The 20,480-nt window shown below is 67.0% G+C and carries 24 protein-coding genes, 2 pseudogenes and 1 riboswitch; of the genes and pseudogenes, 14 read left to right on the forward strand and 12 right to left on the reverse strand.

Annotated features, from left to right (window positions below; translation table 11 throughout):
- Positions 1–23 precede the first annotated feature (23 nt).
- A riboswitch (TPP riboswitch) is annotated at positions 24–119 on the forward strand.
- A gap of 70 nt (positions 120–189) precedes the next feature.
- Positions 190–2,379: a TonB-dependent receptor gene (locus VG543_RS09820; protein ID WP_423178879.1), complete on the forward strand. Its 2,190-nt coding sequence runs from the start codon at positions 190–192 to the stop codon at positions 2,377–2,379.
- Between the two features lie 8 nt (positions 2,380–2,387).
- A complete protein-coding gene (gene pnuC / locus VG543_RS09825) occupies positions 2,388–2,960 on the forward strand; it encodes a nicotinamide riboside transporter PnuC (protein WP_312543138.1) in 573 nt (190 codons plus the stop codon).
- A gap of 96 nt (positions 2,961–3,056) precedes the next feature.
- Here the strand turns inward: pnuC and VG543_RS09830 are convergent, their stop codons facing one another.
- The 5 genes from VG543_RS09830 to VG543_RS09850 all read right to left on the reverse strand — a co-directional run bounded on the left by VG543_RS09830 (position 3,057) and on the right by VG543_RS09850 (position 6,561).
- Positions 3,057–3,473 (reverse strand): hypothetical protein, encoded by a 417-nt coding sequence (locus VG543_RS09830; protein ID WP_423178880.1) that lies wholly within the window; start codon positions 3,471–3,473, stop codon positions 3,057–3,059.
- 84 nt (positions 3,474–3,557) lie between these two features.
- On the reverse strand, positions 3,558–4,532 hold the full coding sequence (locus tag VG543_RS09835; protein ID WP_423178881.1) for a Dyp-type peroxidase: 975 nt from the start codon (positions 4,530–4,532) through the stop codon (positions 3,558–3,560).
- A gap of 123 nt (positions 4,533–4,655) precedes the next feature.
- Positions 4,656–5,024: a VOC family protein gene (locus VG543_RS09840; protein ID WP_423178882.1), complete on the reverse strand. Its 369-nt coding sequence runs from the start codon at positions 5,022–5,024 to the stop codon at positions 4,656–4,658.
- 68 nt (positions 5,025–5,092) lie between these two features.
- Complete coding sequence (locus tag VG543_RS09845) at positions 5,093–5,860, reverse strand: helix-turn-helix transcriptional regulator (protein ID WP_227844210.1); 768 nt, start codon at positions 5,858–5,860, stop codon at positions 5,093–5,095.
- Positions 5,861–5,985: 125 nt separating this feature from the next.
- Positions 5,986–6,561, reverse strand: coding sequence for an Ax21 family protein (locus VG543_RS09850; RefSeq protein ID WP_021202106.1), 576 nt, complete (start codon positions 6,559–6,561; stop codon positions 5,986–5,988).
- 215 nt (positions 6,562–6,776) lie between these two features.
- Here VG543_RS09850 and VG543_RS09855 point away from each other — a divergent pair.
- From VG543_RS09855 to VG543_RS09865, 3 genes and pseudogenes are all read left to right on the forward strand, one after another.
- A pseudogene (locus VG543_RS09855) lies at positions 6,777–7,360 on the forward strand (lytic murein transglycosylase); the annotation flags it as partial.
- A 274-nt stretch (positions 7,361–7,634) separates the two neighbouring features.
- A complete protein-coding gene (locus VG543_RS09860; protein WP_005407606.1) occupies positions 7,635–7,907 on the forward strand; it encodes a hypothetical protein in 273 nt (90 codons plus the stop codon).
- 157 nt (positions 7,908–8,064) lie between these two features.
- Positions 8,065–8,757, forward strand: a complete 693-nt coding sequence (locus VG543_RS09865; protein ID WP_134729755.1) for a L,D-transpeptidase — start codon at positions 8,065–8,067, stop codon at positions 8,755–8,757.
- A gap of 21 nt (positions 8,758–8,778) precedes the next feature.
- On the opposite strand, the gene arsH is transcribed toward VG543_RS09865, so the two are convergent.
- Positions 8,779–9,507 carry an arsenical resistance protein ArsH gene (gene arsH, locus VG543_RS09870; RefSeq protein WP_329847946.1) on the reverse strand — a complete coding sequence of 243 codons (729 nt, stop codon included), beginning with the start codon at positions 9,505–9,507 and terminating at the stop codon, positions 8,779–8,781.
- A 17-nt stretch (positions 9,508–9,524) separates the two neighbouring features.
- Between arsH and VG543_RS09875 the strand changes: the two genes are divergently transcribed.
- The 5 genes and pseudogenes from VG543_RS09875 (at position 9,525) to VG543_RS09895 (ending at position 12,719) form a co-directional block, all read left to right on the forward strand.
- Positions 9,525–9,854 (forward strand): ArsR/SmtB family transcription factor, encoded by a 330-nt coding sequence (locus VG543_RS09875; protein WP_111097754.1) that lies wholly within the window; start codon positions 9,525–9,527, stop codon positions 9,852–9,854.
- A gap of 1 nt (position 9,855) precedes the next feature.
- Positions 9,856–10,275 (forward strand): annotated as a pseudogene (gene arsN2, locus VG543_RS09880) (arsenic resistance N-acetyltransferase ArsN2); the annotation flags it as partial.
- Between the two features lie 36 nt (positions 10,276–10,311).
- Positions 10,312–10,815, forward strand: a complete 504-nt coding sequence (locus VG543_RS09885; protein WP_423178898.1) for an arsenate reductase ArsC — start codon at positions 10,312–10,314, stop codon at positions 10,813–10,815.
- An 8-nt stretch (positions 10,816–10,823) separates the two neighbouring features.
- On the forward strand, positions 10,824–11,855 hold the full coding sequence (arsB, locus tag VG543_RS09890; RefSeq protein WP_423178883.1) for an ACR3 family arsenite efflux transporter: 1,032 nt from the start codon (positions 10,824–10,826) through the stop codon (positions 11,853–11,855).
- A gap of 489 nt (positions 11,856–12,344) precedes the next feature.
- The gene (locus VG543_RS09895; RefSeq protein WP_069138124.1) at positions 12,345–12,719 is read left to right on the forward strand and encodes a hypothetical protein; all 375 of its coding nucleotides are present in this window, start codon (positions 12,345–12,347) and stop codon (positions 12,717–12,719) included.
- A 13-nt stretch (positions 12,720–12,732) separates the two neighbouring features.
- On the opposite strand, the gene VG543_RS09900 is transcribed toward VG543_RS09895, so the two are convergent.
- The gene (locus VG543_RS09900) at positions 12,733–13,407 is read right to left on the reverse strand and encodes an Ivy family c-type lysozyme inhibitor (protein ID WP_423178884.1); all 675 of its coding nucleotides are present in this window, start codon (positions 13,405–13,407) and stop codon (positions 12,733–12,735) included.
- 136 nt (positions 13,408–13,543) lie between these two features.
- Between VG543_RS09900 and VG543_RS09905 the strand changes: the two genes are divergently transcribed.
- Positions 13,544–13,999: a YybH family protein gene (locus VG543_RS09905; RefSeq protein ID WP_423178899.1), complete on the forward strand. Its 456-nt coding sequence runs from the start codon at positions 13,544–13,546 to the stop codon at positions 13,997–13,999.
- A gap of 143 nt (positions 14,000–14,142) precedes the next feature.
- On the opposite strand, the gene VG543_RS09910 is transcribed toward VG543_RS09905, so the two are convergent.
- The 5 genes from VG543_RS09910 to VG543_RS09930 all read right to left on the reverse strand — a co-directional run bounded on the left by VG543_RS09910 (position 14,143) and on the right by VG543_RS09930 (position 17,227).
- Complete coding sequence (locus tag VG543_RS09910; RefSeq protein ID WP_111097750.1) at positions 14,143–15,168, reverse strand: NAD(P)H-dependent glycerol-3-phosphate dehydrogenase; 1,026 nt, start codon at positions 15,166–15,168, stop codon at positions 14,143–14,145.
- A 20-nt stretch (positions 15,169–15,188) separates the two neighbouring features.
- Positions 15,189–15,707, reverse strand: coding sequence for a protein-export chaperone SecB (gene secB / locus VG543_RS09915; RefSeq protein ID WP_005407596.1), 519 nt, complete (start codon positions 15,705–15,707; stop codon positions 15,189–15,191).
- A 99-nt stretch (positions 15,708–15,806) separates the two neighbouring features.
- A complete protein-coding gene (locus VG543_RS09920) occupies positions 15,807–16,244 on the reverse strand; it encodes a rhodanese-like domain-containing protein (RefSeq protein ID WP_058980222.1) in 438 nt (145 codons plus the stop codon).
- A 57-nt stretch (positions 16,245–16,301) separates the two neighbouring features.
- Positions 16,302–16,727 carry a hypothetical protein gene (locus tag VG543_RS09925; protein ID WP_005407594.1) on the reverse strand — a complete coding sequence of 142 codons (426 nt, stop codon included), beginning with the start codon at positions 16,725–16,727 and terminating at the stop codon, positions 16,302–16,304.
- A gap of 32 nt (positions 16,728–16,759) precedes the next feature.
- Positions 16,760–17,227: a YiiD C-terminal domain-containing protein gene (locus tag VG543_RS09930; protein ID WP_008266702.1), complete on the reverse strand. Its 468-nt coding sequence runs from the start codon at positions 17,225–17,227 to the stop codon at positions 16,760–16,762.
- Between the two features lie 35 nt (positions 17,228–17,262).
- Between VG543_RS09930 and VG543_RS09935 the strand changes: the two genes are divergently transcribed.
- The 3 genes from VG543_RS09935 to VG543_RS09945 all read left to right on the forward strand — a co-directional run bounded on the left by VG543_RS09935 (position 17,263) and on the right by VG543_RS09945 (position 20,456).
- Positions 17,263–18,072 carry a uroporphyrinogen-III synthase gene (locus VG543_RS09935; protein ID WP_423178885.1) on the forward strand — a complete coding sequence of 270 codons (810 nt, stop codon included), beginning with the start codon at positions 17,263–17,265 and terminating at the stop codon, positions 18,070–18,072.
- A gap of 104 nt (positions 18,073–18,176) precedes the next feature.
- A complete protein-coding gene (locus VG543_RS09940) occupies positions 18,177–19,154 on the forward strand; it encodes a uroporphyrinogen-III C-methyltransferase (RefSeq protein ID WP_164144797.1) in 978 nt (325 codons plus the stop codon).
- A gap of 6 nt (positions 19,155–19,160) precedes the next feature.
- Positions 19,161–20,456, forward strand: coding sequence for a heme biosynthesis HemY N-terminal domain-containing protein (locus VG543_RS09945; protein WP_423178887.1), 1,296 nt, complete (start codon positions 19,161–19,163; stop codon positions 20,454–20,456).
- The last annotated feature ends 24 nt before the right edge of the window (positions 20,457–20,480 follow it).

Raw genomic sequence — 20,480 nt, forward strand, 5'->3', positions numbered from 1 at the left:
CGTACCATTTGTAGTGAAATGGTCACCTGAAGCGGGGGTGCCTGGATCTGCCAGGCTGAGAGAGTCCCTTGGAACCTGATCCGGTTTGCACCGGCGTAGGGAGCTTTGAGCCGCAGCCACACCCCCGTCATGGGCCGGTGCACCTGCGCGCCGTCGCTTCGTCTCCCTTGTTGTCCGAAGACGAATCGAATGAACCGCTGCCTGCACCCCACCCTGCTCTCCCTCGCCCTCTGCGCCGCGCTGCCGCTGCACGCCAGCGAGGCCGAAGCGTCCCCCGATGCGGCTGCCACCGGCGCCGAGCATTCGCCGACCGAACTGGCAGCGGTGCGCGTGCAGGCCGGCAAACCGAAAGCCGATACCTCGCGCGTGAACGCCTTCGGTGGCGGCAGCTGGAAGGACACGCCGGCCTCGGTGAACGTGCTTGAGCGCGATTACCTCGACCGTCGCCAGGTGCGTTCGCTGTCCGAGCTGGCCAGCAACGATGCCTCGCTCGGTGATGCGTATGCGCCGGTGGGTTACTACCAGAACATCGCCATCCGTGGCTTCGCGCTGGACGCCGCCACCGGCTACCGCTTCAACGGCCTGTCCATCGCCGGCGAACAGCGCCTGGCGCTGGAGAACGTGCAGTCGGTGGAGATCCTCAAGGGTGAAGCCGGCCTGGCCGCAGGCGTGATGGCACCGGGTGGCATCATCAACTACATCGGCAAGCGCCCGGCCGAAGTGCGCACCGCCACGCTCGGCACCGATTCGGAAGGCTCGCGCTACGTCGCCGTCGATGTCGGCCACTGGATCACCCCGCGCTTCGGCCTGCGCCTGAATGCCGCGTGGGATTCCAGCAATTCCTATGTCGAGCACGCCGATGGCCGCCGCAATTTCTACTCGCTGGCGGCCGACTGGCTGATCGGCGAACGCGGCAAGCTGGAAGTGGATGCCAACTACCAGACCAGCTCGCAGCGTTCGGTGTCCGGTTACCAGCTGCTGGGCGCACGCGACCTGCCGCGCGGCGTCGACCGCGAGCACCTGCTCGGCTACCAGCCGTGGCAGCGTCCGGTGGATATCGCCAGCACCAACATCACCGCCCTGCACACCTACGACTTCAACGAGGCCTGGCAGTCGCGCGTCTCGGTCGGCCACAGCCGGTCGGTGATCGATGACAACGTCGCCTTCGCCTACGGTTGCTACTACGCCACGCAGTGCGCCGACGGCAGCGTGCCGGGCAACTACTTCGCACCCAATGGCGACTACGACGTCTACGACTACCGCAGCCCGGACGACACCCGCCGCAACCAGCAGGCCCGTGCCGAGCTGCGCGGCCGTTTCGAGACCGGCAGCGTCGGCCATGAGCTGACCCTCGGTGCCGACTACTTCCGCCGCACCGTGGACAAGCGCCCCAGCGTCAACGAGTACGTCGGCACCACCAACATCCACGAGGCACCGGTGCCGGTGTTCGAGCCGTCGCCGAAGATGCCCGGCCCATCCGCACGTCGCCTGGACAGCCGCCAGACCGCCTTCTTCGCGCTGGACCGGATCAGCTTCGGTGACGACTGGCAGTGGCTGGCCGGTGGCCGCTTCGTGCGCCTCGATGAGCGCGCCTACGACAAGCGCGGCACCCCGCAGCGCCACAGCCGCCTGTCACGCTTCCTGCCGCAGACCGCGCTGGTGTGGAAGGCCACCGGCCAGCTCAACGCCTATGCCAGTTACGTGCGCGGCATTTCGCTTGGCCAGGAAGCGCCGTTCTGGACCAGCAATGCCGACACCTTCCTGCCGTCGGTGCAGTCGCGCCAGCTGGAAGTGGGCGTGAAGTACGTGCCGGTCGAGGCGTTGACCCTGGGTGCGTCCGTGTTCCGCATTTCGCAGCCGTACCAGTACGCCAGGCCGGACAACAGCGACGTGGGCTACACCTTCGTCGAGGAAGGCACCCAGACCCACACCGGCCTGGAGCTGACCGCCAACGGCCAGCTGACCGACGCATTGCAGATCGTGGCCAGTGCCAGCGTGCTGCAGGCGCGTGCGCGCGACACCGGCACGCCGGCTTATGAAGGCCATCAGCTGGTGAATGTGCCGAAGGTGCGGGCCAGCGTGCATGTGGCCTATGCGCTGCCGTTCGTGCAGGGCCTGGATGTCACTGGCGGCTGGCGTTATGCCGGTGCCAACGTCGCACGTGCCGACGGCGGCGTGCGCGCACCGGACTACTCGGTGTTCGACGCTGGTCTGCGCTTCCAGCATCGCCTGCACGAGCGTGCGGTGACCTGGAACCTGTCGGTGGACAACGTGTTCAACCGCTTCTACTGGCGCGATACCGGCAGCAGCGGCGGTGACTACTACCTGTTCCCCGGCGCACCGCGACAGGCCCGCCTGTCGGTGACGTTCGCGCTGTGAGCGGCGTGATGCTCGAGTGGACCGCCGCACTGTGCAGCATCCTTGGCGTCTGGCTGATGGCCCGGCGCCGGCTGGTGGCGTGGCCGGTGGGCCTGCTGTCGGTGACGCTGTACGGGCTGGTATTCGCCGAGGCCAAGCTGTACTCGGATACCCTGCTGCAGGTCGCCTTCGGTGGCTTCCTGGTCTACGGCTGGCTCAACTGGCGGCAGCATGCCGCCGATGAGGGCAGCATCCGCATCGTGCCGCTGGCGCGCGGCAAGCTCTTGCGTGACCTGGCCATCGGCCTGTGTGGTGGCGTGGCGCTGGGTGCAGCCATGCACAGCTTCACTGATGCCGCCCTGCCGTGGTTGGACGCGCTGCTGACCGGCCTGAGCCTGGTCGGGCAGTGGTGGCAGGCGCGCCGCCACGTGGCCTGCTGGTGGGTGTGGATCGCGGTGGACGTGGTCTACGTGGGCGCGTACCTGTTCAAGTCGCTGCACGTGACCGCCGCGCTGTACGTGTTCTTCCTCGGCCTGGCCGTGTTCGGCCTGCGCGCATGGAGTGCCGCCGCACGCGAACCGCAGGTGGCGCCGGTTCGTTGATGCGGATGGCCGGGCTGTGCGCTGGCCATCCACAGTAGAGCCACGCCATGCGTGGCTGAAGGGTCACCGGTAGGCCCATCCACGCATGGCGTGGATCTACCGGTCAAGCACCAGACCCAATCGCAGCGGTTGGCGCATGTCGGCCGGTGGGGCCGCCTGCAACGGCGCAGCCTGCAGCGTCGCGCGCAGGTCGGCGTCGACCTGGGCATCGCCCAGGCTGTCGAATTCCAGCTTCGAGATGCGGCCATCCGCAGCGATCCACACGCTCACCGGCAGCGGCGTCGGTGCGTCCGGATGTGCCTGCAGCCATTCCAGCACGCGCTGCGCCTGCGGGTCCTGCTCCTGCTGCAGGCGCTGCTGCAGCTGGCCACCGACCGCAGCGGCGTAGGCCATCCAATGCGCAGGGGCGTCCTGCGCGGACACCGCCGCGCTCCCCAGTACCAGCGCACCGAACACCGCGGCCAGCGGCCGCCACCAGCGGCGTGCACCGGTTGTGTTCCTTGCCATCGCCATCGCCCGCCCCTGCGCTCTCATCCAACGGCTGATGGTCGGGGCGGTAGATGACAGGCAGATGGCGGTCGCCGCTGCCCGGCGCGATCAATCGCCCAGATCGGCCAACACTTTGCGCGAGGGCGCGAAGAAGGTCACGCCGGTGGTGGCGGTGGAGAAATCGAGGATGCGGTCGTGCAGCGGCGCGGGATTGCCGATGAACATGCGCTCGAGCATCTTCTCGATCACCCACAGGCGGCGCGTGTAGCCGATGAAGTAGGTGCCGTACTCGCCACGGCCCGGGTTGGCGAACGGCATGTTGTCGCGCAGGATCTCGTGCTCGCCGTCGGCATCCTCGATGGTGCACAGCGTCTTGTGCGACTTCTGCGCATCGGCCGGCGCATCGTCCAGCTCGATGTTGTCGTGCTTGGTGCGGCCGATGATCGCCTCCTGCGCTTCGGTCTTCTGCGCGCGCCAGGCATCGAGGTTGTGCAGGTACTTCTGCACCACCACGTAACTGCCGCCGGCATGCTCCGGGTCTTCCTCGCCCACGATGGTGGCTTCCGGCAGTGACAGCCCTTCCGGGTTGGCGGTGCCGTCAACGAAATCGAGCAGGTCGCGGCCATCGAAATAGCGGAAGCCGGCCACGTCATCGACCGTCTCCACCGCATCGCCAAAGGCCATCAGCAGGTTGCGCTCGAACGCCACGATCAGATCCATCGTGCGTGCACGGATGTGGTACAGCAGGTCGCCCGGCGTGGACACAGCGGTATGGGTCGCGCCCTTGATCTCGCGGAACGGCTGCAACTCGCGCGGCGGCGTGGTGCCCACCAGCGGCTGCCACACGCGGTGGCCGATGGCCACGTTGCAGGTGAAGGTGCGTTCGATCTCGCGGATGGCGGTGTTCTTGATCAGGTCGTCGGTGCTGGCCAGCACCTCGCGCGCCCTGGCGATCGACGCCTCGTCATCCTTCACCTTCAGCACCAGAAACGCCGCCGAATGGGTCAGTGGCGCGGTGATCTGCTGCGGCTCGTTGTCGAGCGTATGGTTGACGGCGGTGATCGGTGCGGGCTGGGAGTTCACGGCGGTTCCTGCTGGCTTGAGGCGGACGCATCGCGTGTGGCGATGTGCGGGCGATCATAGCGGAACCGCCTGACCGGGGACGGAGCGGTTCTCGTTCCGTCCACCGGCGAAGCTACGAAGGCCTCAATCCACATCACTCCAGACCGCCAGTTCGTAGCCATCCAGATCGCGGAAGTGGAAGCGGCGACCACCCGGGAAGGCGAACACCGCCTGCACCACCTCGCCACCGGCGGCCACTACGCGTTGCTGGGCATCGGCCAGGTCCGCGCAGTAGAGGATCACCAGCGGTCCTCCCTGGGCGCGCAACGGCGCGTCAGACACGAAGCCACCTTTCAGACGGCCGTCGTCGAACTCGGTGTAGGCCGTGCCGTAGTCGGTGAAATGCCAGCCGAACACCTCGCCGTAGAAGCGCTTGCTACGGTCAATGTCGGCGACGTTGAATTCGATGTTGTCGATGCGGCGTTCGGCATCGCGGGATGCGGCGTGGCTCATGGCGTGGCTCCGTGTTGGGAGCCCCAGCTTCAATCAACGTGGCATCGCGGTCTTGAACGAAACGGCCATCATTGGCCCCATTCCAGGCGCAGCTCGCGTGCTGTCATGCTGGCAAGCTCACGTGCCTCGCGGCTGAGATGGGCCTGGTCGGCATAGCCGGCCTCGGCGGCCAGCATCGCCAGGGAGTGCTGCGGCAGCGCGCGGCTGTGGCGCAGAAAACGTTGCAGCCGCAGGATCCGTTCCAGCGTCTTGGCGCCGTAGCCGAACTGCGACTGGCTGAAGCGCCGCAGGCTGCGCGGACTCAGGCTCAGGCGTGCCGCCAGCGTATCCAGCGTGGCGTCACCAATGGCGAGCGCCTGGAACAGGGCATGTGCACGCTGCGCCGGGGTATCGAGCGCGGACGCACCCATATGCTGTTGCAGGCAGTGCGCCATCCGCTGCAGGCGCTGTGCAGGCGCGGTGTCACCAATGGAGGCCGCCGCCTTGCTCGCCCACGCGCCCTTCAGATCGGCCAGTGGCACGGCCTGGCCGATGATCTCGGCCAGGGGCAGGCCCAGCGCGGCCAATGCCTGGCCGGGACGGAAGCGTGCCCCCAGCACCTGCGCACCGGGTGCCAGCGCCGGGTGCGCGGCCACGCGGTCCGGGCCGACCACGAACAACGCACCGTCGCGCCAGAGGATATCCACGCAACCATCGGGCAGTACGGTGATGTGCCCATCGGCATCGTCAGGAAGCTGGCTCTGCCACAGCTGACCAAAGTGGCCGCGCAGCGGCGCAGGCGCCGGATGCTCCTGGTAGGCCGTGCCAGTACCTGCGAGGGGGGAAGAGTCGCCCATGCCGCATTGTCGCGCTACGGGGCCCATAAAAGTGAAGCCCGGCGCGAGGCCGGGCTTCGGTTGGCGTGTGGGAGAGAGAGAGAGAGTCACACGCCAGCACAACACGCACTAACGGCAGGCGTTTGTTACCAGGTGAAGCGCGGGCCCACGAACCACTCGCGGTCGCCAGCCTTGGCCAGCTTCACTTCGCCGCTCAGGCCCCAGTTCTGGTTGAACTTGGCGGTGGCGCCGACACGGCCGTAGAACTCGCCGTCCGGGTTGTAACCGTGCTTCTTGCTGAAATCTTCGTAGCCGGCCATCACGTAGCCTTCCACGTACGGGTTGAACGCGGTGCGCACGCCCACTTCGGTGGAGTAGCCGTTGAAGTCCAGGCCGTGCTTCATGTCGTACTTCTGGTACGCAACGCGAGCCACCAGGTCGGTGTTCGGTGCGATGCCGTAGTTGTAGCCGGCGCCGATGCGCCACTGGTCGACATCGTTCTTGAACTTGTCGGTCTCCTGCGCGCTGTAGTCGCCGAAGATATGGAAGTTCGGGTGCACCGCAACGGAACCCTTCACCTTCCAGCCATCGGCGTCGCCGCCCTTGGCGTCGGTGTTCACGTAGCCGCCTTCAACGTAGTTGTACGACAGGCCGTCGGTTGCCGATGCAGCGAATGGCAGGGCAGCCAGAAGGCCCAGAGCGAGCAGCGAATTCTTGTTCATCGGGACACACCTTTAATTATTTTGGTTTCGTCGGCCGCCTCCCGGGAGGGGGAGAGAGAGGAGGCGATCGACAGGTGTGAATTATCCGTTAGGGGGTCTAATCAACCCTGAATATTGAACTGACTGGTATATAAATGTGGGCAACGTTCAGGGAACTCCGCATGCCGCACACATCCGCCGCGTCACTGCTGTTGCGGGGACGTGCCCGCCGTAGGGTGCGCGAGCTGCTGCTCATCATCCTTGCGATGATGCTGCAGGCGGCCGAGCGCAGCCAGCCTCCTGCGCGCATCGTGATTCAGACGGACGATGTCACGCGTTTCTTCCATGTGCTGGATGCCAGCGCTGGAAAGCCGAGTGCCGACGATCTGCAGCGCGGCTATCTGGATGCTGGCACAGACGCTCTGCGCAGCTTCACCGACAGCCGTATCGGCTCGATGGAGCGGCTGGCCAGGGCCATCCAGGACACGCCGGCATTGTTTGCGAAAGCGAGAACCTGCGCGACAGCATTGCCATCGATCCGCATGCGCGTCGCCGCTGCCGTCGATCAGCTGGGCACCTTGTTGCCGTCTGCGGCGCTTTCCCCGGTCACCGTACTGGTGGGCCGCGGCAACAGTGGTGGCGTGACCGCCGAAGCAGGCGTGGTCATTGGACTGCAAGCGCTGTGCGACGCCGACTGGATGAGGCCGATGTCGGCGACCGTTTCGTGCACCTGATTGCCCATGAGTACGTGCACGTGCAACAGCCAGGTGCACGCGTGGAAGTCGAGCAGCCCACCCTGCTCTATCAGGCGCTGCTGGAAGCCAGCCGGTGGCGGCCCGCGTGCGCTGGCATCGAGGCGGTGCCGACGGCACTTCGATGAAATCCGCTTCATGCTGATGAATACGTGCTTCTGAACAGGCACAAGGCAAGCCGGCCGATGCACGTCCGCCCGCGTGATCCTGCTTGTTAAGTTTTGTTGATCGAACGTCTTCACGGCGCTTCCACGTCTTCCAATTCCAGCTGAAAGCACGGGCTAGCGCCGGGAACAAACGCCGCTATATTCCAGCTTCCCCAGACGAAGGAGGGAGTTGGAAATGAAACTGACCAAGCAGCACATCAACGCAGCACGTGCCATCACCGTCGCCATCGTGGCCACCGTAAGCCTCGGCGCTTGCGCCACCTACAAGGACGAGTTCGCAACCATCAACTCGCGCCTCGATCAGCTCGACGTAAAGGTGCAGGGCGCTGCCCAGAGTGCCGAGTCCGCCAACCAGTCGGCGCAGCAGGCCAACCAGCGTCTGGACCAGATCGAAGGCCGCGTACAGCAGCTTGAAAGGGCACCGGCCGGTCGCAAGCCGCGCGGCTGATAGCTCTCTCACCCTTTGAATTGATCCACCTCTGTATCGGGAACCAGTGGCCTTCGCCGGCCACTGGCATCCTTCCACCCAGAATTGCATTGCAAGGAGCCGTCCCATTCGTACCTCCTCCTCCCCTGCACGCCGCGTCTTCCATGCCGCACTGGCGTTGGCACTGGCCGTTGCGTGCAGCGGCGCAGCCAGCGCCAAGGGCAAGGACAAGGAAGCGCCTGAACAACGCATTGCCGCCGTTGATGAACTTCCGCCCGACCAGAGCGTGTCCGAAACAGTGATCGAGCTGGCCGGCTGGGTGGTCGCCAGCAAGGACAACCAGGGCTATCCGTTTGCGGTCATGGACAAGGCGGCGGCGCAGGTTCTGGTCTTCGGCGGTGACGGCAAGCTGCGCGGCGCAGCACCGGCGCTGTTTGGGTCGGCGATCGGCGACCACTCCGCACCGGGCGTCGCCAAGCTCGCACTGAGCGCGATTCCCGGCCACGACCGCACCACGCCTGCCGGCCGCTTCATTGGCGGTTACGGCCCGTCCGACGATGCCGGACGCGTGCTGTGGGTGGACTACGATTCCGCAGTCTCGATGCACCCGCTGCCGCCGGGCAGCCCGAAGGAAAAGCGTGCCGAACGACTGGCATCGCCCACGCCGGACGACAACCGCGTCACCCACGGTTGCATCAACGTCTCGCCTGCGTTCTACGAGCAGATCGTGCACTCCACGTTCGAGAAGGGCGGTGTGTTCTACATCCTGCCGGACAAGGATTCGATCGCGAAAACCTTCCCGGAGTTCGCACAGAGCCGTGGGAATGCGAAGGAAGAAGACGAGAAGGGCGCGCGGCGCGCAAGCAAATAGAGCGCGTTTGCGTAGCGGAACTCAGGAGGCGGTAGCGCCAGCAGCCTGCGCCAATGCGGCCGCGAGCGCGTCGCCCTTCCTCTCGCTGTAGCGGTCCACCAGGTAGTCCGACCGCCCTCGCGTCAGCAGCGTGAACTTCACCAGCTCTTCCATCACGTCCACCACCCGGTCGTAGTACGGCGAGGGTTTCATCCGGCCGTCGTCATCGAATTCCTGCCAGGCCTTGGCCACCGATGACTGGTTGGGGATAGTCAGCATGCGCATCCAGCGACCGAGCACGCGCAACGTGTTGACGGTGTTGAACGACTGCGAGCCGCCGCTCACCTGCATCACCGCCAGCGTCCTGCCCTGCGTGGGCCGCACGCTGCCATCTTCCAGCGGCAACCAGTCGATCTGGTTCTTGAACACGCCGGTGACCGTGCCGTGCCGCTCGGGGCTGACCCAGACCTGGCCTTCCGACCACTGCGACCACGCACGCAACCGCTGCACTTCAGGGTGACTCGTTTCCACGCTATCCAGCATGGGCAGCGCATGCGGATCGAACACGCGGGTCTCGCACCCCAGGTGGCGCAGCAATCGTTCGGCTTCCAGCGCCAGCTTGCGGCTGAACGACTGCGGCCGCAGCGAGCCGTAGAGCAGGAGGATGCGTGGCGGCCCCAGATCTGCGGCGGCGAGCTGGCGGTGATCGGGCTGGGGCAGCGAGGCGTCTACCAGGTTCGGCAGGTGGGCACTTGTGATTGGCTTATTCATTCGACTATTCTAGAAATATGGAAACGTCGAATGCAATCGCCGCCCTCACCGCCCTCGGCCATGCCACCCGCCTGGCTGCCTTCCGCCTGCTGGTGGAGGCTGGCCCGGCGGGCCGCATGGCCGGAGACATCGCCATGGCCCTGCAGGTGCCTCCAGCCACGCTCAGCTTCCACCTGAAGGAGCTGGTGCAGGCCGGGCTGGTGGAGAGCGAAAGCCAGGGCCGCCATGTCTGCTATCGCGCCAACTTCGATGCGATGAACGGCTTGATCCAGTACCTGACGCACAATTGCTGCGCGGGTTCGCCGGACCAGCAGTGCGCGGCAAGCGAACCGGCCTGCAGGTGCTGAGATGAAGCCAGACCCCGTGATTCGTGCCGGCACACGCGACGACCTGTCCTGCATCCGAGACCTTCTGCAGCGGGCGCAGTTGCCCGTGGCCGATCTGGAAAGCAGCGAGGTCGTGTTTCTCGTCGCAGACCTCGACGGCGTCCCCGTGGGCGCCGTTGGATTGCAGGTTTTCGGCGCCTCGGCGCTGCTCCGCTCCCTGGTGGTGTCTGATGACCGACGCGGCACCGGCCTTGGACGCGCATTGCTGGCAGCGGCCGAAGAGATGGCCCACCGTATGCAGGTCAGGGAACTGGTGCTGCTGACAACATCGGCAGGCTCGTGGTTCGCGCGGCACGGCTATGCCGGATGCGATCGCGCGCAGATAGCGGAGGCGATCCGCAGCTCTGCCGAGTTCACCCGTCTCTGTCCGGGCAGCGCGCTTTGCATGTCCAAGCCACTCACTGACCACGGAAGCCACATGACCCGTAATGTCCTGTTCCTCTGCACCGGCAACAGCGCCCGCAGCGTGCTTGCTGAAGCCACCCTGCGCGCCTGGGGCGGCGATCGCTTCAGCGCATTCAGTGCGGGCAGCCAGCCCACTGGCCAGATCAACCCCTTCGCGCTGGCCCAGTTGCAGGCCGAAGAAATGCCCATTGAAGGGCTGCGCAGCAAGTCGTGGGATGAGTTCGTGGGTGCAGCCCCGATGGACCTGGTGATCACCGTATGCGACTCAGCCGCAGCGGAGGCCTGCCCGGTGGTGTTCGGTGATTTCATCCGCGGCCACTGGGGCCTGCCCGATCCGGCCGCCGTAGCGGGTAACGATGCCGACAAGGCCGCGGCATTCGCGCAGGCCCATGCCATCGTGAAGCTGCGACTGCGTGCATTGCTCGCCTTGCCTGACTCATTGTGGTCCGACCGCGAAGCGCTGCAGCACGCGCTGGATCAGATTGGACAGTTGCAGCCGACCGACAGCATGCCGTGACTTCCCGCATGAATCTGTTCGAACGCCACCTGACGCTTTGGGTCGCGCTTTGCATTGCGGTCGGCACGCTGCTGGGCCACTTCCTACCCGGTGCTTTTGCCGCGCTGGCATCCGCAGAGATCGCCAAGGTCAACCTGCCGGTTGCGGTACTGATCTGGCTGATGATCATCCCGATGCTGCTGAAGGTCGACTTCACTGCGATGCGCCAGTTGCAGCAGCACTGGAAGGGCATCGGCGTAACGCTGTTCATCAACTGGGCGGTCAAGCCATTCTCGATGGCGCTGCTGGGCTGGCTGTTCCTGCGCCATGCCTTCGCCGACTGGTTGCCCGCAGCACAGATCGACAGCTACATCGCCGGGCTGATCCTGCTGGCGGCCGCGCCCTGCACCGCCATGGTGTTCGTGTGGAGCAACCTGTGCCGTGGCGATGCCAACTTCACCCTGAGCCAGGTGGCGTTGAACGACGCGATCATGGTGGTGGCCTACGCGCCGGTGGTTGCACTGCTGCTGGGCCTGTCGGCGATCACCGTGCCGTGGGATACCCTGCTGCTGTCCGTTGGCCTCTACATCGTGGTGCCGGTGCTGCTGGCTGCGTTGCTGCGGCGCTGGATCCTGATGCGTAGTGGCGAGGCGGCGTTGCAGCGGGTGCTTCGCCATCTGGGGCCCGTCTCGTTGTGCGCGCTGCTGCTCACACTGGTGCTGCTGTTCGGCTTCCAGGGCCAGCAGATCGTGAAGCAACCGCTGGTGATCGCACTGATTGCGGTGCCGATCCTGATCCAGGTCTATTTCACTTCCGGCCTGGCCTACCTGCTCAATCGTCGCCTGGGCGTGGCGCATTGCGTGGCCGGCCCTTCAGCACTGATTGGTGCCAGCAACTTCTTCGAATTGGCGGTTGCCACCGCGGTGGGGCTGTTCGGCGTGCATTCGGGGGCTGCGCTGGCGACGGTAGTTGGTGTGCTGATCGAGGTGCCGGTCATGTTGTCTGTGGTGCGGATCGTGAACCGTACTCAAGCCTGGTACGAGAGACGCGAAGAGCACTGACAGACCGGAGTGCGTCGAAGTCTATTTACGTCCTTCGCCCCGCACTGTCGTCATCGGCCTGGTGGGGTACCCGTACGCCACGTCATCAACTTCGACCCATGTCGCATATTCCCCATGCCGCTACGGACGTTGCGGCGCCTGCGTCTGCGACGGCTTAACAGCATGCAAAAATGCCAAAAGCGTCTTTGATCCAGCGTTGAATGCAACTCTTCTGATTGGCGTTGCGCAGCGACGGCGGTACAGATGGCGGGCCGCCGGAAAATGGGTGGCCGGGCCTCGAAAACCCGTTAGATCACGAACGTTGTTTGCGCTTGCCAGCCGGCGTCACCCCGCGTGGCGCCGGCTGGCATTCCGTCTGCCGGCTATGGCGGGCGGAGCGTGGAGGCCTTGCGCCTGCCGGTCTTGTTCGTGATCTCCCGGTTTTCGAGCCACGTCTCCGCCCGCCACCTTTGCGTGGCGGCTACCGTCTGTCCTGCACGGAGCACTGCCATGACCTCACCGGACTTCCCCCGCCTGCATCCGCATCGCTCGTCCGCCACTGGCGGTGAGCCCTCAGAGCACGCGGCTGCGACCGACCCGAACGCCTTCATCGCCACGCTTCACCGCATCGGCAAAGGCGCGGCCGCCGATGGCCAACCCTGGCCGGAGCGTCACCAGATGCCGGGCCGTTGCATGGCGCTGGCCGATGCGGACTGCGCACTGGCCGGCCAGCGTGTGACGCTGGAGCTGCTGCTGGCGGCCGAACGCGTGCGCCAGAACGGCACGGAGGCCGAGTACGTGGGCGACCGGGTGATGGAAGGGCTGATCATGGCGTGCCTGACGATGAACGCACAGGCCAGCGCGCGCATGCAGCCGGACGGGTGACGCCGGCGCCACATCACTCGCAGAGCGCGCTGTCTTCCTTCAACGCGGCATCCTGCAGTGGCTGGCGCTGTTCGATCTGCTCACGCTGTTCCGCCGTCGGCTCGCCCAGCCACCACACACGGCAGCGCGCGGTAAGACGGCCGACCATCTTCGCCTGCGTGGGTGAGTACAGCATCGCCAACGCGGTGCCGGGGCAGTCGTGGGCCTGGCAGGCGGTGTAGAACCACCACGGCTCGCCCTGCAGCACTACCAGCTCGCCAGGGCCGCTGGGTCCGCCCAACAGGCGCTTGCGCAGCGACGGCATATCCTTGTCAGTGGATTCGGCGTCCTGCGTGCCCTTCATCAGCGCATCGAACGCGGCCAGCACCTTCGGGTCCTTGCGGCCGCAGTCGTCCACGGTACTGCCGCCGACCAGGGTGAAGAAGTGGGTCGCCAGCGGATTGTCCGCGCAGGTCAGTTCGCCGCCAGCGCCCGGGTCTTCCGGTTCGCCCTCGCTGTCCCACACCGCGGGGTCCACGCTGTCTTCGATTGACGGTTCCTTCTCGACCACCGTGGCCGTGGCGGCCGGAGCTTCGGTGGTTGGTGCTGGCGCCGCAGCAGGCGCGGCCTCGCCAGTCTTCTCCGGTGCCTGTCCGCAGGCTGCCAGCAGCGCGGCCATCATCGCCATCCCTGTGATTCGCATCTTCATCGCGTGTCCTTGTCTGATCTGCGCCGCGTCCACCGAATCGGCGGCCGCGTGATTCTAACCAGCGGCGCGCTAGGATGCGTCTGAAGCCTTCCCATCATCGCCAGGGCCTGGACGCATGCGCCGCACACGACTCGCCATGATCTTCTGCGGTGCCCTGCTGCTGGCATTGCCGGCAATTGCCCACGATGCAGAAAACGCGAAGCCTGCGCAGCCTCTCCCGGACGCAGCCCTGCCCGCACCGCTGGACCGTGTGCTGCGCAACTACGAGCAGGCGTGGCGCGGGGGTGATGCCAGGGCACTGGCTGCGCTCTTCGCCGAGGATGGCTTTGTGCTGCAGAGCAACCAGCCACCCGTGCGCGGGCGCACTGCGATCGAGGCTGCATATGCCGGACAGGGCGGCAGTCCGTTGCGGTTGCGTGCCTTGGCGTATGCGGTGGAAGGGAACACGGGTTACATCATCGGTGCGTACAGCTACGGCAACAACGTGGGCGATACCGGCAAGTTCACGCTCACGCTGAAGCGTGAGCGTGATGGGCCGTGGCTGATCTTTTCGGACATGGACAACAGCAACGCGCCGCCGCGGGCGCGGTGATGAATGCCGCCGGGCATGGCCCGGCGCTACCGGGCGCCAACCAAGGTTGGCCGCTACCAGAAGCGGGATCCGTCCTGGATCCACGCCATGCGTGGATGAGGCGCACAAGAAAAAACCCCGGCACCTGGCCGGGGTTTTTCGATTCACTTGAACAGCGTGTCCGGATACTCCGGTTTCTGTTCCCGCGCCAGCAGTGCGCGCAAGCCTTCTTCCGGGGTCTGCTCGCCATGCAGCACGGCACGCACACCGTCGGAGATCGGCAGGTCGATGCCATGGCGGCGCGCCTGTCGCATCACTTCGTCGGCAGTCTGCACCGACTCGACCACCTGGCCGATCTCGCGCACGGCATCCTGCAGCGTCTGGCCGCGGCCCAGGGCCAGGCCCAGGCGGCGGTTGCGCGACAGGTCGCCGGTGCAGGTCAGCACCAGATCGCCCAGGCCGGCCAGGCCCATCAGCGTTTCCGGCTTGGCGCCGATCGCAGCGGCCAGGCGCAGCATTTCGTTGAGGCCGCGGGTGATCAGGCCGGCACGGGCGTTCAGGCCCAACTGCATGCCATCGGCCACGCCGGTGGCCACCGCCAGCACGTTCTTCATCGCGCCGCCCAACTCGGCACCGACCATGTCGTCGCCGGTGTAGGCGCGGAACGCCGGGCCGTGCATCGCCTCGGCCACCGTCTGCGCGAACTCGGGCACGTCGCCGTGCACGGTGATCGCGGTCGGCAGGCCCTGGGTCACTTCCTTGGCGAACGACGGGCCGGTGACCACGGCCAGCGGCACGTCCTCGCCCAGCACTTCGCGCGCCACTTCGTGCAGGAAGCGGCCCGAACCGGGCTCAAAGCCCTTGGTGGCCCAGGCCACGCCGGCACCGGCCGGGCGCAGCGGCGCCAGCGCGCGCACGGTTTCGCCGAAGGCATGCGAGGGGGTCACCACCAGGATCCAGGCCGCGCCCTCCACCGCCGACGCCAGGTCGGTAGTGGCACGCAGGCCGTCCGGCAGCGGGATGCCCGGCAGGTAACGCGGGTTCTCGTGGCGCTGGTCGATGGCGTCGACCACGGCAGCATCGCGCCCCCACAGCACGGTCGGGTGACCGTGCCGTGCGAGCAGGCTGGCCAGCGCGGTTCCCCAGGAACCGGCGCCCAGCACGGCGATCTTGTCAGCGGGAGTGCTCATCCGTGACGTCGCGGCAGGAATCAGGCGTTGCCGGCCGGCTCGGAGTCAGCCAGCGACGGTGCGTCGCCCTGCTCCTGGCGCTGGCGCAGGGTTTCTGCGTACAGGCCTTCGAAGTTGATCGGCTGCAGGAAGAACGGCGGGAAGCCGCCGGCCTGGATCAGGTCGCTGATCAGCTGGCGCACGTACGGGAACAGGATGTTCGGGCACTGGGTGCCGAGCAGCACGTCGATCGACTGCGGGTCCAGGCCGACCAGGCCGAACACGCCGGCCTGCTTCACTTCGGCCACGTAGGCGGTGCGCTCACCGGCCTGGCAGGTGAGGGTCACGGCCAGCACGACTTCGAAGGCGTTCTCACCCAGGCGCTGCACCTGCTGGTTCAGGTTCAGCTGCAGCTCCGGCTGCACCTGGTCATTGAAGATGGTCGGGGCGTTCGGCGACTCGAAGGAGACGTCCTTGACGTAGATCTTCTCGACGGTGAAAGCGGGGCCGGTGGCGGCATCGACCGGCGCAGCAGCGCCGTTGGTGATCTCTTCGGACATTTCCAGTAACTCCAATGAATGCAATGAAAACGATGGTCGAATTACTGCGATGGGGGCGGGATCAGGCCCATACAAGGCCGGATCCGCCACCTGCGGCAATCAGTTGCGGCCCTTGACCAGCGGCAGCTCGGCCTGCTGCCAGGCAGGAATGCCGCCGTCGAGCACGTAGACCTTCTCGAAGCCGGCCTTCTTCAGCGCCTTGGCGGCGGTTTCCGAGGCATTGCCGCTGCGGCACACCAGCACCACCGGCGACTGCCTGGCGTTGGCCACCAGCTTGTGCTCCGGGCCGAAGGCACTGGCCTGGGCGTTGCGGCTGCCGGCAATGTGGCCCTTCTCGAAGTCACCGCTGGCCGACAGGTCGACCACCACCGTGCCGCCCGCGTTGATCAGCTGGGTCAGTTCGGCGGGCTTGATGCCCTTGAAGCCCCGGAACAGGCGGCGGATCTCGGTGACGATGATGGCCACGGTCAGGCCGACCAGGGCCGCGGACAGCATCGGGTTTCGGCCTGCAAAGGCCAGCAACTCTTCGTAATTCACTCAGGTCACGGGTCGATTAAGCGGGCGCCGATTGTCGCACAAGCCGGACGCGGCCCGTCACTGCCCCTTCCACAGGTCCGGCAGGCCGGCGGTCTGCCACCAGCGCTTGGCCTCCGGATCCCAGCGCCAGCGCTCGACCACCATCACGGTGCGTTCGGCCTGGGTGTTCTGGTTGATCACCCCGATTTCGACCCGGCGCTCGACCAGGCCGCCTTCCAGCGCCGCGCTGCTGCGCTCGCGGTAGGACGACACGCGCAGCTGCGCGTAGCGGTTGAGCTCGAACTCGGTGGGCGGCTTTTCCTTGCGCAGCTTGGGGTCCAGATAGCCGATGGCATCGTCCATGCTGCCCCAGCGGATGGTGGCGCCGTAGGCGATCTGGGTCTCTTCCAGCAGCTTGCGCTGCTTGCGGCTGAGGTCGTCGGCCGAAGCCACGGCGCTGACCAGCAGCAGGGAACACATCAGGAACTGGATGAGGCGGCGCATCGGTGGTTTCCCCAGGACGTCAGCCTGCCATCCTACCCTTTGGCGAAGGCAACGAAGCGACCGCTGAACTCGGCGGCCGGCTTGCCATCGGCGCCGGGCTGGGTGGCGATGATGCTGATGCGGGCCTTGCGGCGCTGGCGGAAGGTATTCAGGAAGGCATCCCAGCCGCTGGCTTCGGCCGCTTCGGCATGGGCATGCAGGTCTTCGTAGACCGGGGCCAGGTAGCGCAGGTTGCTGTCGGCCACGTAGACCTCGGCATCGTGGCCGGCCAGGCGCAGGCGCAGGCTGACCAGTGCCCAGCCGGACAGGGTCAGCACCGAGGCCAGGCTGCCACCGAAGGCGTTGCCCTTGTCGTTGACGTTGGCGGCCAGCGGCGCGGTGATGCGCAGCACGCCATCGGCATAGCCATCGAGCTGGATCTGCATGGCGCGCACCGCCGGCATGCAGTCCAGCACGTCCTGCAGGGCGGCCAGCGAGGAAGTCAGAGCATCAACGGACATCGGAGCAGCGACCACGACAACGAAGGGCCCGCATAATGCAGGCAATGGCCGACCATACGATACCCACTGGCGCCGCCGGTTCCGAGCCGGGCTGGACCTTCATTTCGCTGCGACCGCAGGGCCAGAATTCCGCGCTGCGCCGCGCCGTTGCTGGGCTGGGCGGGCATGTGGTGGCCCTGCCGCCCTGGCGCCTGCAGCGCTTGAACGGCATGCCAGTGGTGCGTCAGCTGCAACGCGCGCTGAACTGCGACCGGGTGGTGTTCACCAGCCCGGCCGCGGTTACCGCGGCCGCCACCCTGCTGCCGCTGGCCAAGGCGCAACGCAGCCCGTGGCTGACCGTGGGCGAAGGCACCTCGCGCGCGCTGCGGGAGCACGGCGTCGCCGGGGTGCATGCGCCGCAGCGGATGGACAGCGAGGGGCTGCTGGCGCTGCCGGTGCTGGCGGACGTCCGCGGCCTGCGCATCGGACTGGTCACCGCGCCCGGCGGACGCGGCCTGATTGCTGCACACCTGCAGGCCGCCGGCGCCGCGATCGAACGTGCCGATGTCTACCAGCGTCGCCTGCTGCGCCTTTCGCCCCGCACGCTGGCGCGATTGGCGCATTCAGCGCAGCCGTGGGTGCTGGCGGTCAGCAGTGGCGAGGCGCTGCTGCATTTCTGGCAGCAGCTTCCGCCGACTTGGCAGCAGCGCCTGCGGGCGTCTGCCCGCGTGGTGGTTGCCAGCGACCGCCTCGGCGAACAGGCGCGGTCGCTCGGCCTGCGGCACATCTCACGCAGCGCCGGCCCCACTGCTGCGCAGCTGGTGGCCGCTGCACACGCCACGCTCACCGTCCCGGCAGCGAACTGAACAGGGACGTGGATCACGCTTGCCGCTGTGGTCGGCAACAGTGATGCTGTGCACCATGCGGCCTGCCGGACCCTGACCGGCGACGTTGCCGACAAGGAAGCCCCATGAACGAGACTCCGCCCGTTTCCCCGCCCCGTAGACCCGTGCGCTGGTTGCTGCCGCTGGCCGCTGCGGTCGTGCTTGGCGCGGGCGGCTATGCCGGCTGGTACGTCTGGCAGCAGCAACAGCATGAGCAGGAAGCGCAGGCACAGACCACGGCCGTCCAGCTGAAGGGCCTGGAGGCCACGCTGGATGCGCTGCGTCGTGACCAGCGCGCAACCAGCCAGCGCCTGCAGGACGCGGCCACCACCAACCGCGTGCTGCGCGACGAGATGCTGGGCCTCTCCCAGCGCAGCGCGTTGCTGGAAGAGAACCTGGCCAAGCTGGCCGACAGCGCCAACCAGGGCCGCCAGGCGGTACAGCGCGATGAGGCCGAACTGCTGCTGACCCAGGCGGCGCAACGGCTGAATTATGCCGACGACGTGGAGGGCGCACGCCGCCTGTACGCACAGGCGGCCACCGCACTGGCCGAACTGCCCGACGCTGATGGCCTGAACCTGCGCCAGGCGCTGGTGCAGGAGCGCGAGGCACTGGACGCGCTCGGCAGCGGCCCGCGCGTGCAGTCGCTGCAGCGTCTGGATGCTGTGGCCCGGGCGCTGCAGGGCCTACCGTCACAGATCACCGGCACGACCGGCGGCAATGCTGCCAAGCCGTGGTGGCAGGCCACCCTGGCCCCGTTCGTGGACATCACCCCCAGCCGCCAGAACGGCCCACTGACGGCCGCCGAACAGCGCAACGCCGACGATGCACTGCAGCTGGAACTGACGCTGGCACGTGCCGCCATCGAGCGTGGCGACCGCGCGGGCCGCAACTCCGCCCTGGACCGGGTGGAACACTGGGCACAGCGACGCTGGCCGGATTCACCGGCCCTGCGCGCGCAACGTGCTGAACTGAAGGCCTTGCGCGAACTTCCACTGCAGGCCAACGACGCTGTCCTTGGCAGCACCCTGCAACAACTGCGCACCCAGACCGACCGGAGGTAAGCCCGCATGAAACCCCTGCAATCCCTGGTCGTGCTGTTGCTGGCCGTGGCCATCGGCGTGGTCGCCGCGCAATGGCTCGGCGCCGATGACCTGAACCGCTTCGGCGAGGTGACCCTGCGCTACGGCGGCTACGACTATCACAGCAACCTGCCGAAGGTAGCGCTGCTGGCGGTGATCACGGTCCTGGTGCTGTGGCTGCTGTGGAGCCTGATCGCTGCACCGTTCCGTGCCTGGGGCCGCTACCGCCGCAAGCAGGGCAGGGTGCGCCTGATCGACGGCCTGCAGGCCTACGAGCATGGCCAGTGGCAGCGCGCGGAAAAACTGCTGGACGGCGCCGCCAGGGACCCGGAAGTGAGCGCGGTGGCACTGGCCACCGCCGTGCGCAGCGCGCAGGCACGGGCCGACGGCCCCGCCGGCGAGGCGCTGCTGCAGCGCCTGGGCGAAAGTGACGCCACCCTGCAGGCGCTGCTGCGCGCCGAACAGCTGCTGGCGCGCGATCTGCCAGTCGATGCGATCAACGCATTGGACGTAGCGGCGATCCAGCCGCTGCCGCCGCGCGGCCTGTGGCTGCGTACCGAAGCGCTGGCGCGTGCCGGCCGCGCACACGAGGCCTATGGCCAGCTGGGTGCGCTGCGCCAGAGCAAGGTACTGCCGGCCGAATCGAACAGCGAACTGGAAGCCCGCCTGGCCGCACAGGCGCTGCTGGAAGCGGCCGATGTCAACGCATTGGCCGCACAGTGGGAAGCCACGCCGAAGGCGTTGCGGCCGACCCCGGACGTGGTGGGCGCCTATGCCAGCCGTGCGGTGGCCCTGAACTGGGACGAGCCCGCGCTGCTGGCGCTGGAGCAAGCGCTGGACCAGCGCTGGGACGACGAACTGGTGGCGCTGTATGGTCGCCTTCCCGCCGAGCGCCTTGCCACCCGCCAGAGCAACCTGGCGCGCTGGCGCAACGTGCATGACGACTCGGCCGCGCTGCGCCTGGCGCAGGGCCGCGTGGCCCTGGCACAGCAGCAGTGGGACGCTGCCGATGCATTCCTGCACGAGGCCATCGCCGCGGGCGCCGGTGCCCCGGCGTGGGAGGCACTGGGTGAACTGTTCGCGCAGCGTGGCGAACACGCGCTGGCGGCACAGTGCCTGGCCAATGCGCTGCGCCTGCAGCGCGGCGAGGACAGCGTGGAACTGGTACGCGGCAGCGAAGCGCCGCTGCGTGCCACGGTGGAAGAGCAGCCGATCGCGGTCCAGCCCCCGGTATATGACGCCAACGAAGAGCGCGACGAATTCGGCAACCCGCGGTTGCCGTGAAGCGTGCCGACCAACGGTCGGCAC

The sequence above is a fragment of the Stenotrophomonas sp. CASM101 genome (assembly GCF_049384845.1).
GTDB lineage: Bacteria > Pseudomonadota > Gammaproteobacteria > Xanthomonadales > Xanthomonadaceae > Stenotrophomonas > Stenotrophomonas hibiscicola.

What these genes read in the sequence shown, in the direction of transcription:
- secB (WP_005407596.1), bottom strand. Translation starts at nt 15,707, where the DNA reads ATGTCCGAAGAGATCACCAACGGCGCTGCTGCGCCGGTCGATGCCGCC.
- VG543_RS09935 (WP_423178885.1), top strand. Translation starts at nt 17,263, where the DNA reads ATGCAGGCAATGGCCGACCATACGATACCCACTGGCGCCGCCGGTTCC.
- VG543_RS09925 (WP_005407594.1), bottom strand. Translation starts at nt 16,727, where the DNA reads ATGCGCCGCCTCATCCAGTTCCTGATGTGTTCCCTGCTGCTGGTCAGC.
- VG543_RS09860 (WP_005407606.1), top strand. Translation starts at nt 7,635, where the DNA reads ATGAAACTGACCAAGCAGCACATCAACGCAGCACGTGCCATCACCGTC.
- VG543_RS09875 (WP_111097754.1), top strand. Translation starts at nt 9,525, where the DNA reads ATGGAAACGTCGAATGCAATCGCCGCCCTCACCGCCCTCGGCCATGCC.
- VG543_RS09845 (WP_227844210.1), bottom strand. Translation starts at nt 5,860, where the DNA reads ATGGGCGACTCTTCCCCCCTCGCAGGTACTGGCACGGCCTACCAGGAG.
- VG543_RS09830 (WP_423178880.1), bottom strand. Translation starts at nt 3,473, where the DNA reads ATGGCGATGGCAAGGAACACAACCGGTGCACGCCGCTGGTGGCGGCCG.
- VG543_RS09895 (WP_069138124.1), top strand. Translation starts at nt 12,345, where the DNA reads ATGACCTCACCGGACTTCCCCCGCCTGCATCCGCATCGCTCGTCCGCC.
- VG543_RS09940 (WP_164144797.1), top strand. Translation starts at nt 18,177, where the DNA reads ATGAACGAGACTCCGCCCGTTTCCCCGCCCCGTAGACCCGTGCGCTGG.
- VG543_RS09885 (WP_423178898.1), top strand. Translation starts at nt 10,312, where the DNA reads ATGACCCGTAATGTCCTGTTCCTCTGCACCGGCAACAGCGCCCGCAGC.
- pnuC (WP_312543138.1), top strand. Translation starts at nt 2,388, where the DNA reads ATGCTCGAGTGGACCGCCGCACTGTGCAGCATCCTTGGCGTCTGGCTG.
- VG543_RS09820 (WP_423178879.1), top strand. Translation starts at nt 190, where the DNA reads ATGAACCGCTGCCTGCACCCCACCCTGCTCTCCCTCGCCCTCTGCGCC.
- arsH (WP_329847946.1), bottom strand. Translation starts at nt 9,507, where the DNA reads ATGAATAAGCCAATCACAAGTGCCCACCTGCCGAACCTGGTAGACGCC.
- VG543_RS09930 (WP_008266702.1), bottom strand. Translation starts at nt 17,227, where the DNA reads ATGTCCGTTGATGCTCTGACTTCCTCGCTGGCCGCCCTGCAGGACGTG.
- arsB (WP_423178883.1), top strand. Translation starts at nt 10,824, where the DNA reads ATGAATCTGTTCGAACGCCACCTGACGCTTTGGGTCGCGCTTTGCATT.
- VG543_RS09850 (WP_021202106.1), bottom strand. Translation starts at nt 6,561, where the DNA reads ATGAACAAGAATTCGCTGCTCGCTCTGGGCCTTCTGGCTGCCCTGCCA.
- VG543_RS09840 (WP_423178882.1), bottom strand. Translation starts at nt 5,024, where the DNA reads ATGAGCCACGCCGCATCCCGCGATGCCGAACGCCGCATCGACAACATC.
- VG543_RS09900 (WP_423178884.1), bottom strand. Translation starts at nt 13,407, where the DNA reads ATGAAGATGCGAATCACAGGGATGGCGATGATGGCCGCGCTGCTGGCA.
- VG543_RS09945 (WP_423178887.1), top strand. Translation starts at nt 19,161, where the DNA reads ATGAAACCCCTGCAATCCCTGGTCGTGCTGTTGCTGGCCGTGGCCATC.
- VG543_RS09910 (WP_111097750.1), bottom strand. Translation starts at nt 15,168, where the DNA reads ATGAGCACTCCCGCTGACAAGATCGCCGTGCTGGGCGCCGGTTCCTGG.
- VG543_RS09905 (WP_423178899.1), top strand. Translation starts at nt 13,544, where the DNA reads ATGATCTTCTGCGGTGCCCTGCTGCTGGCATTGCCGGCAATTGCCCAC.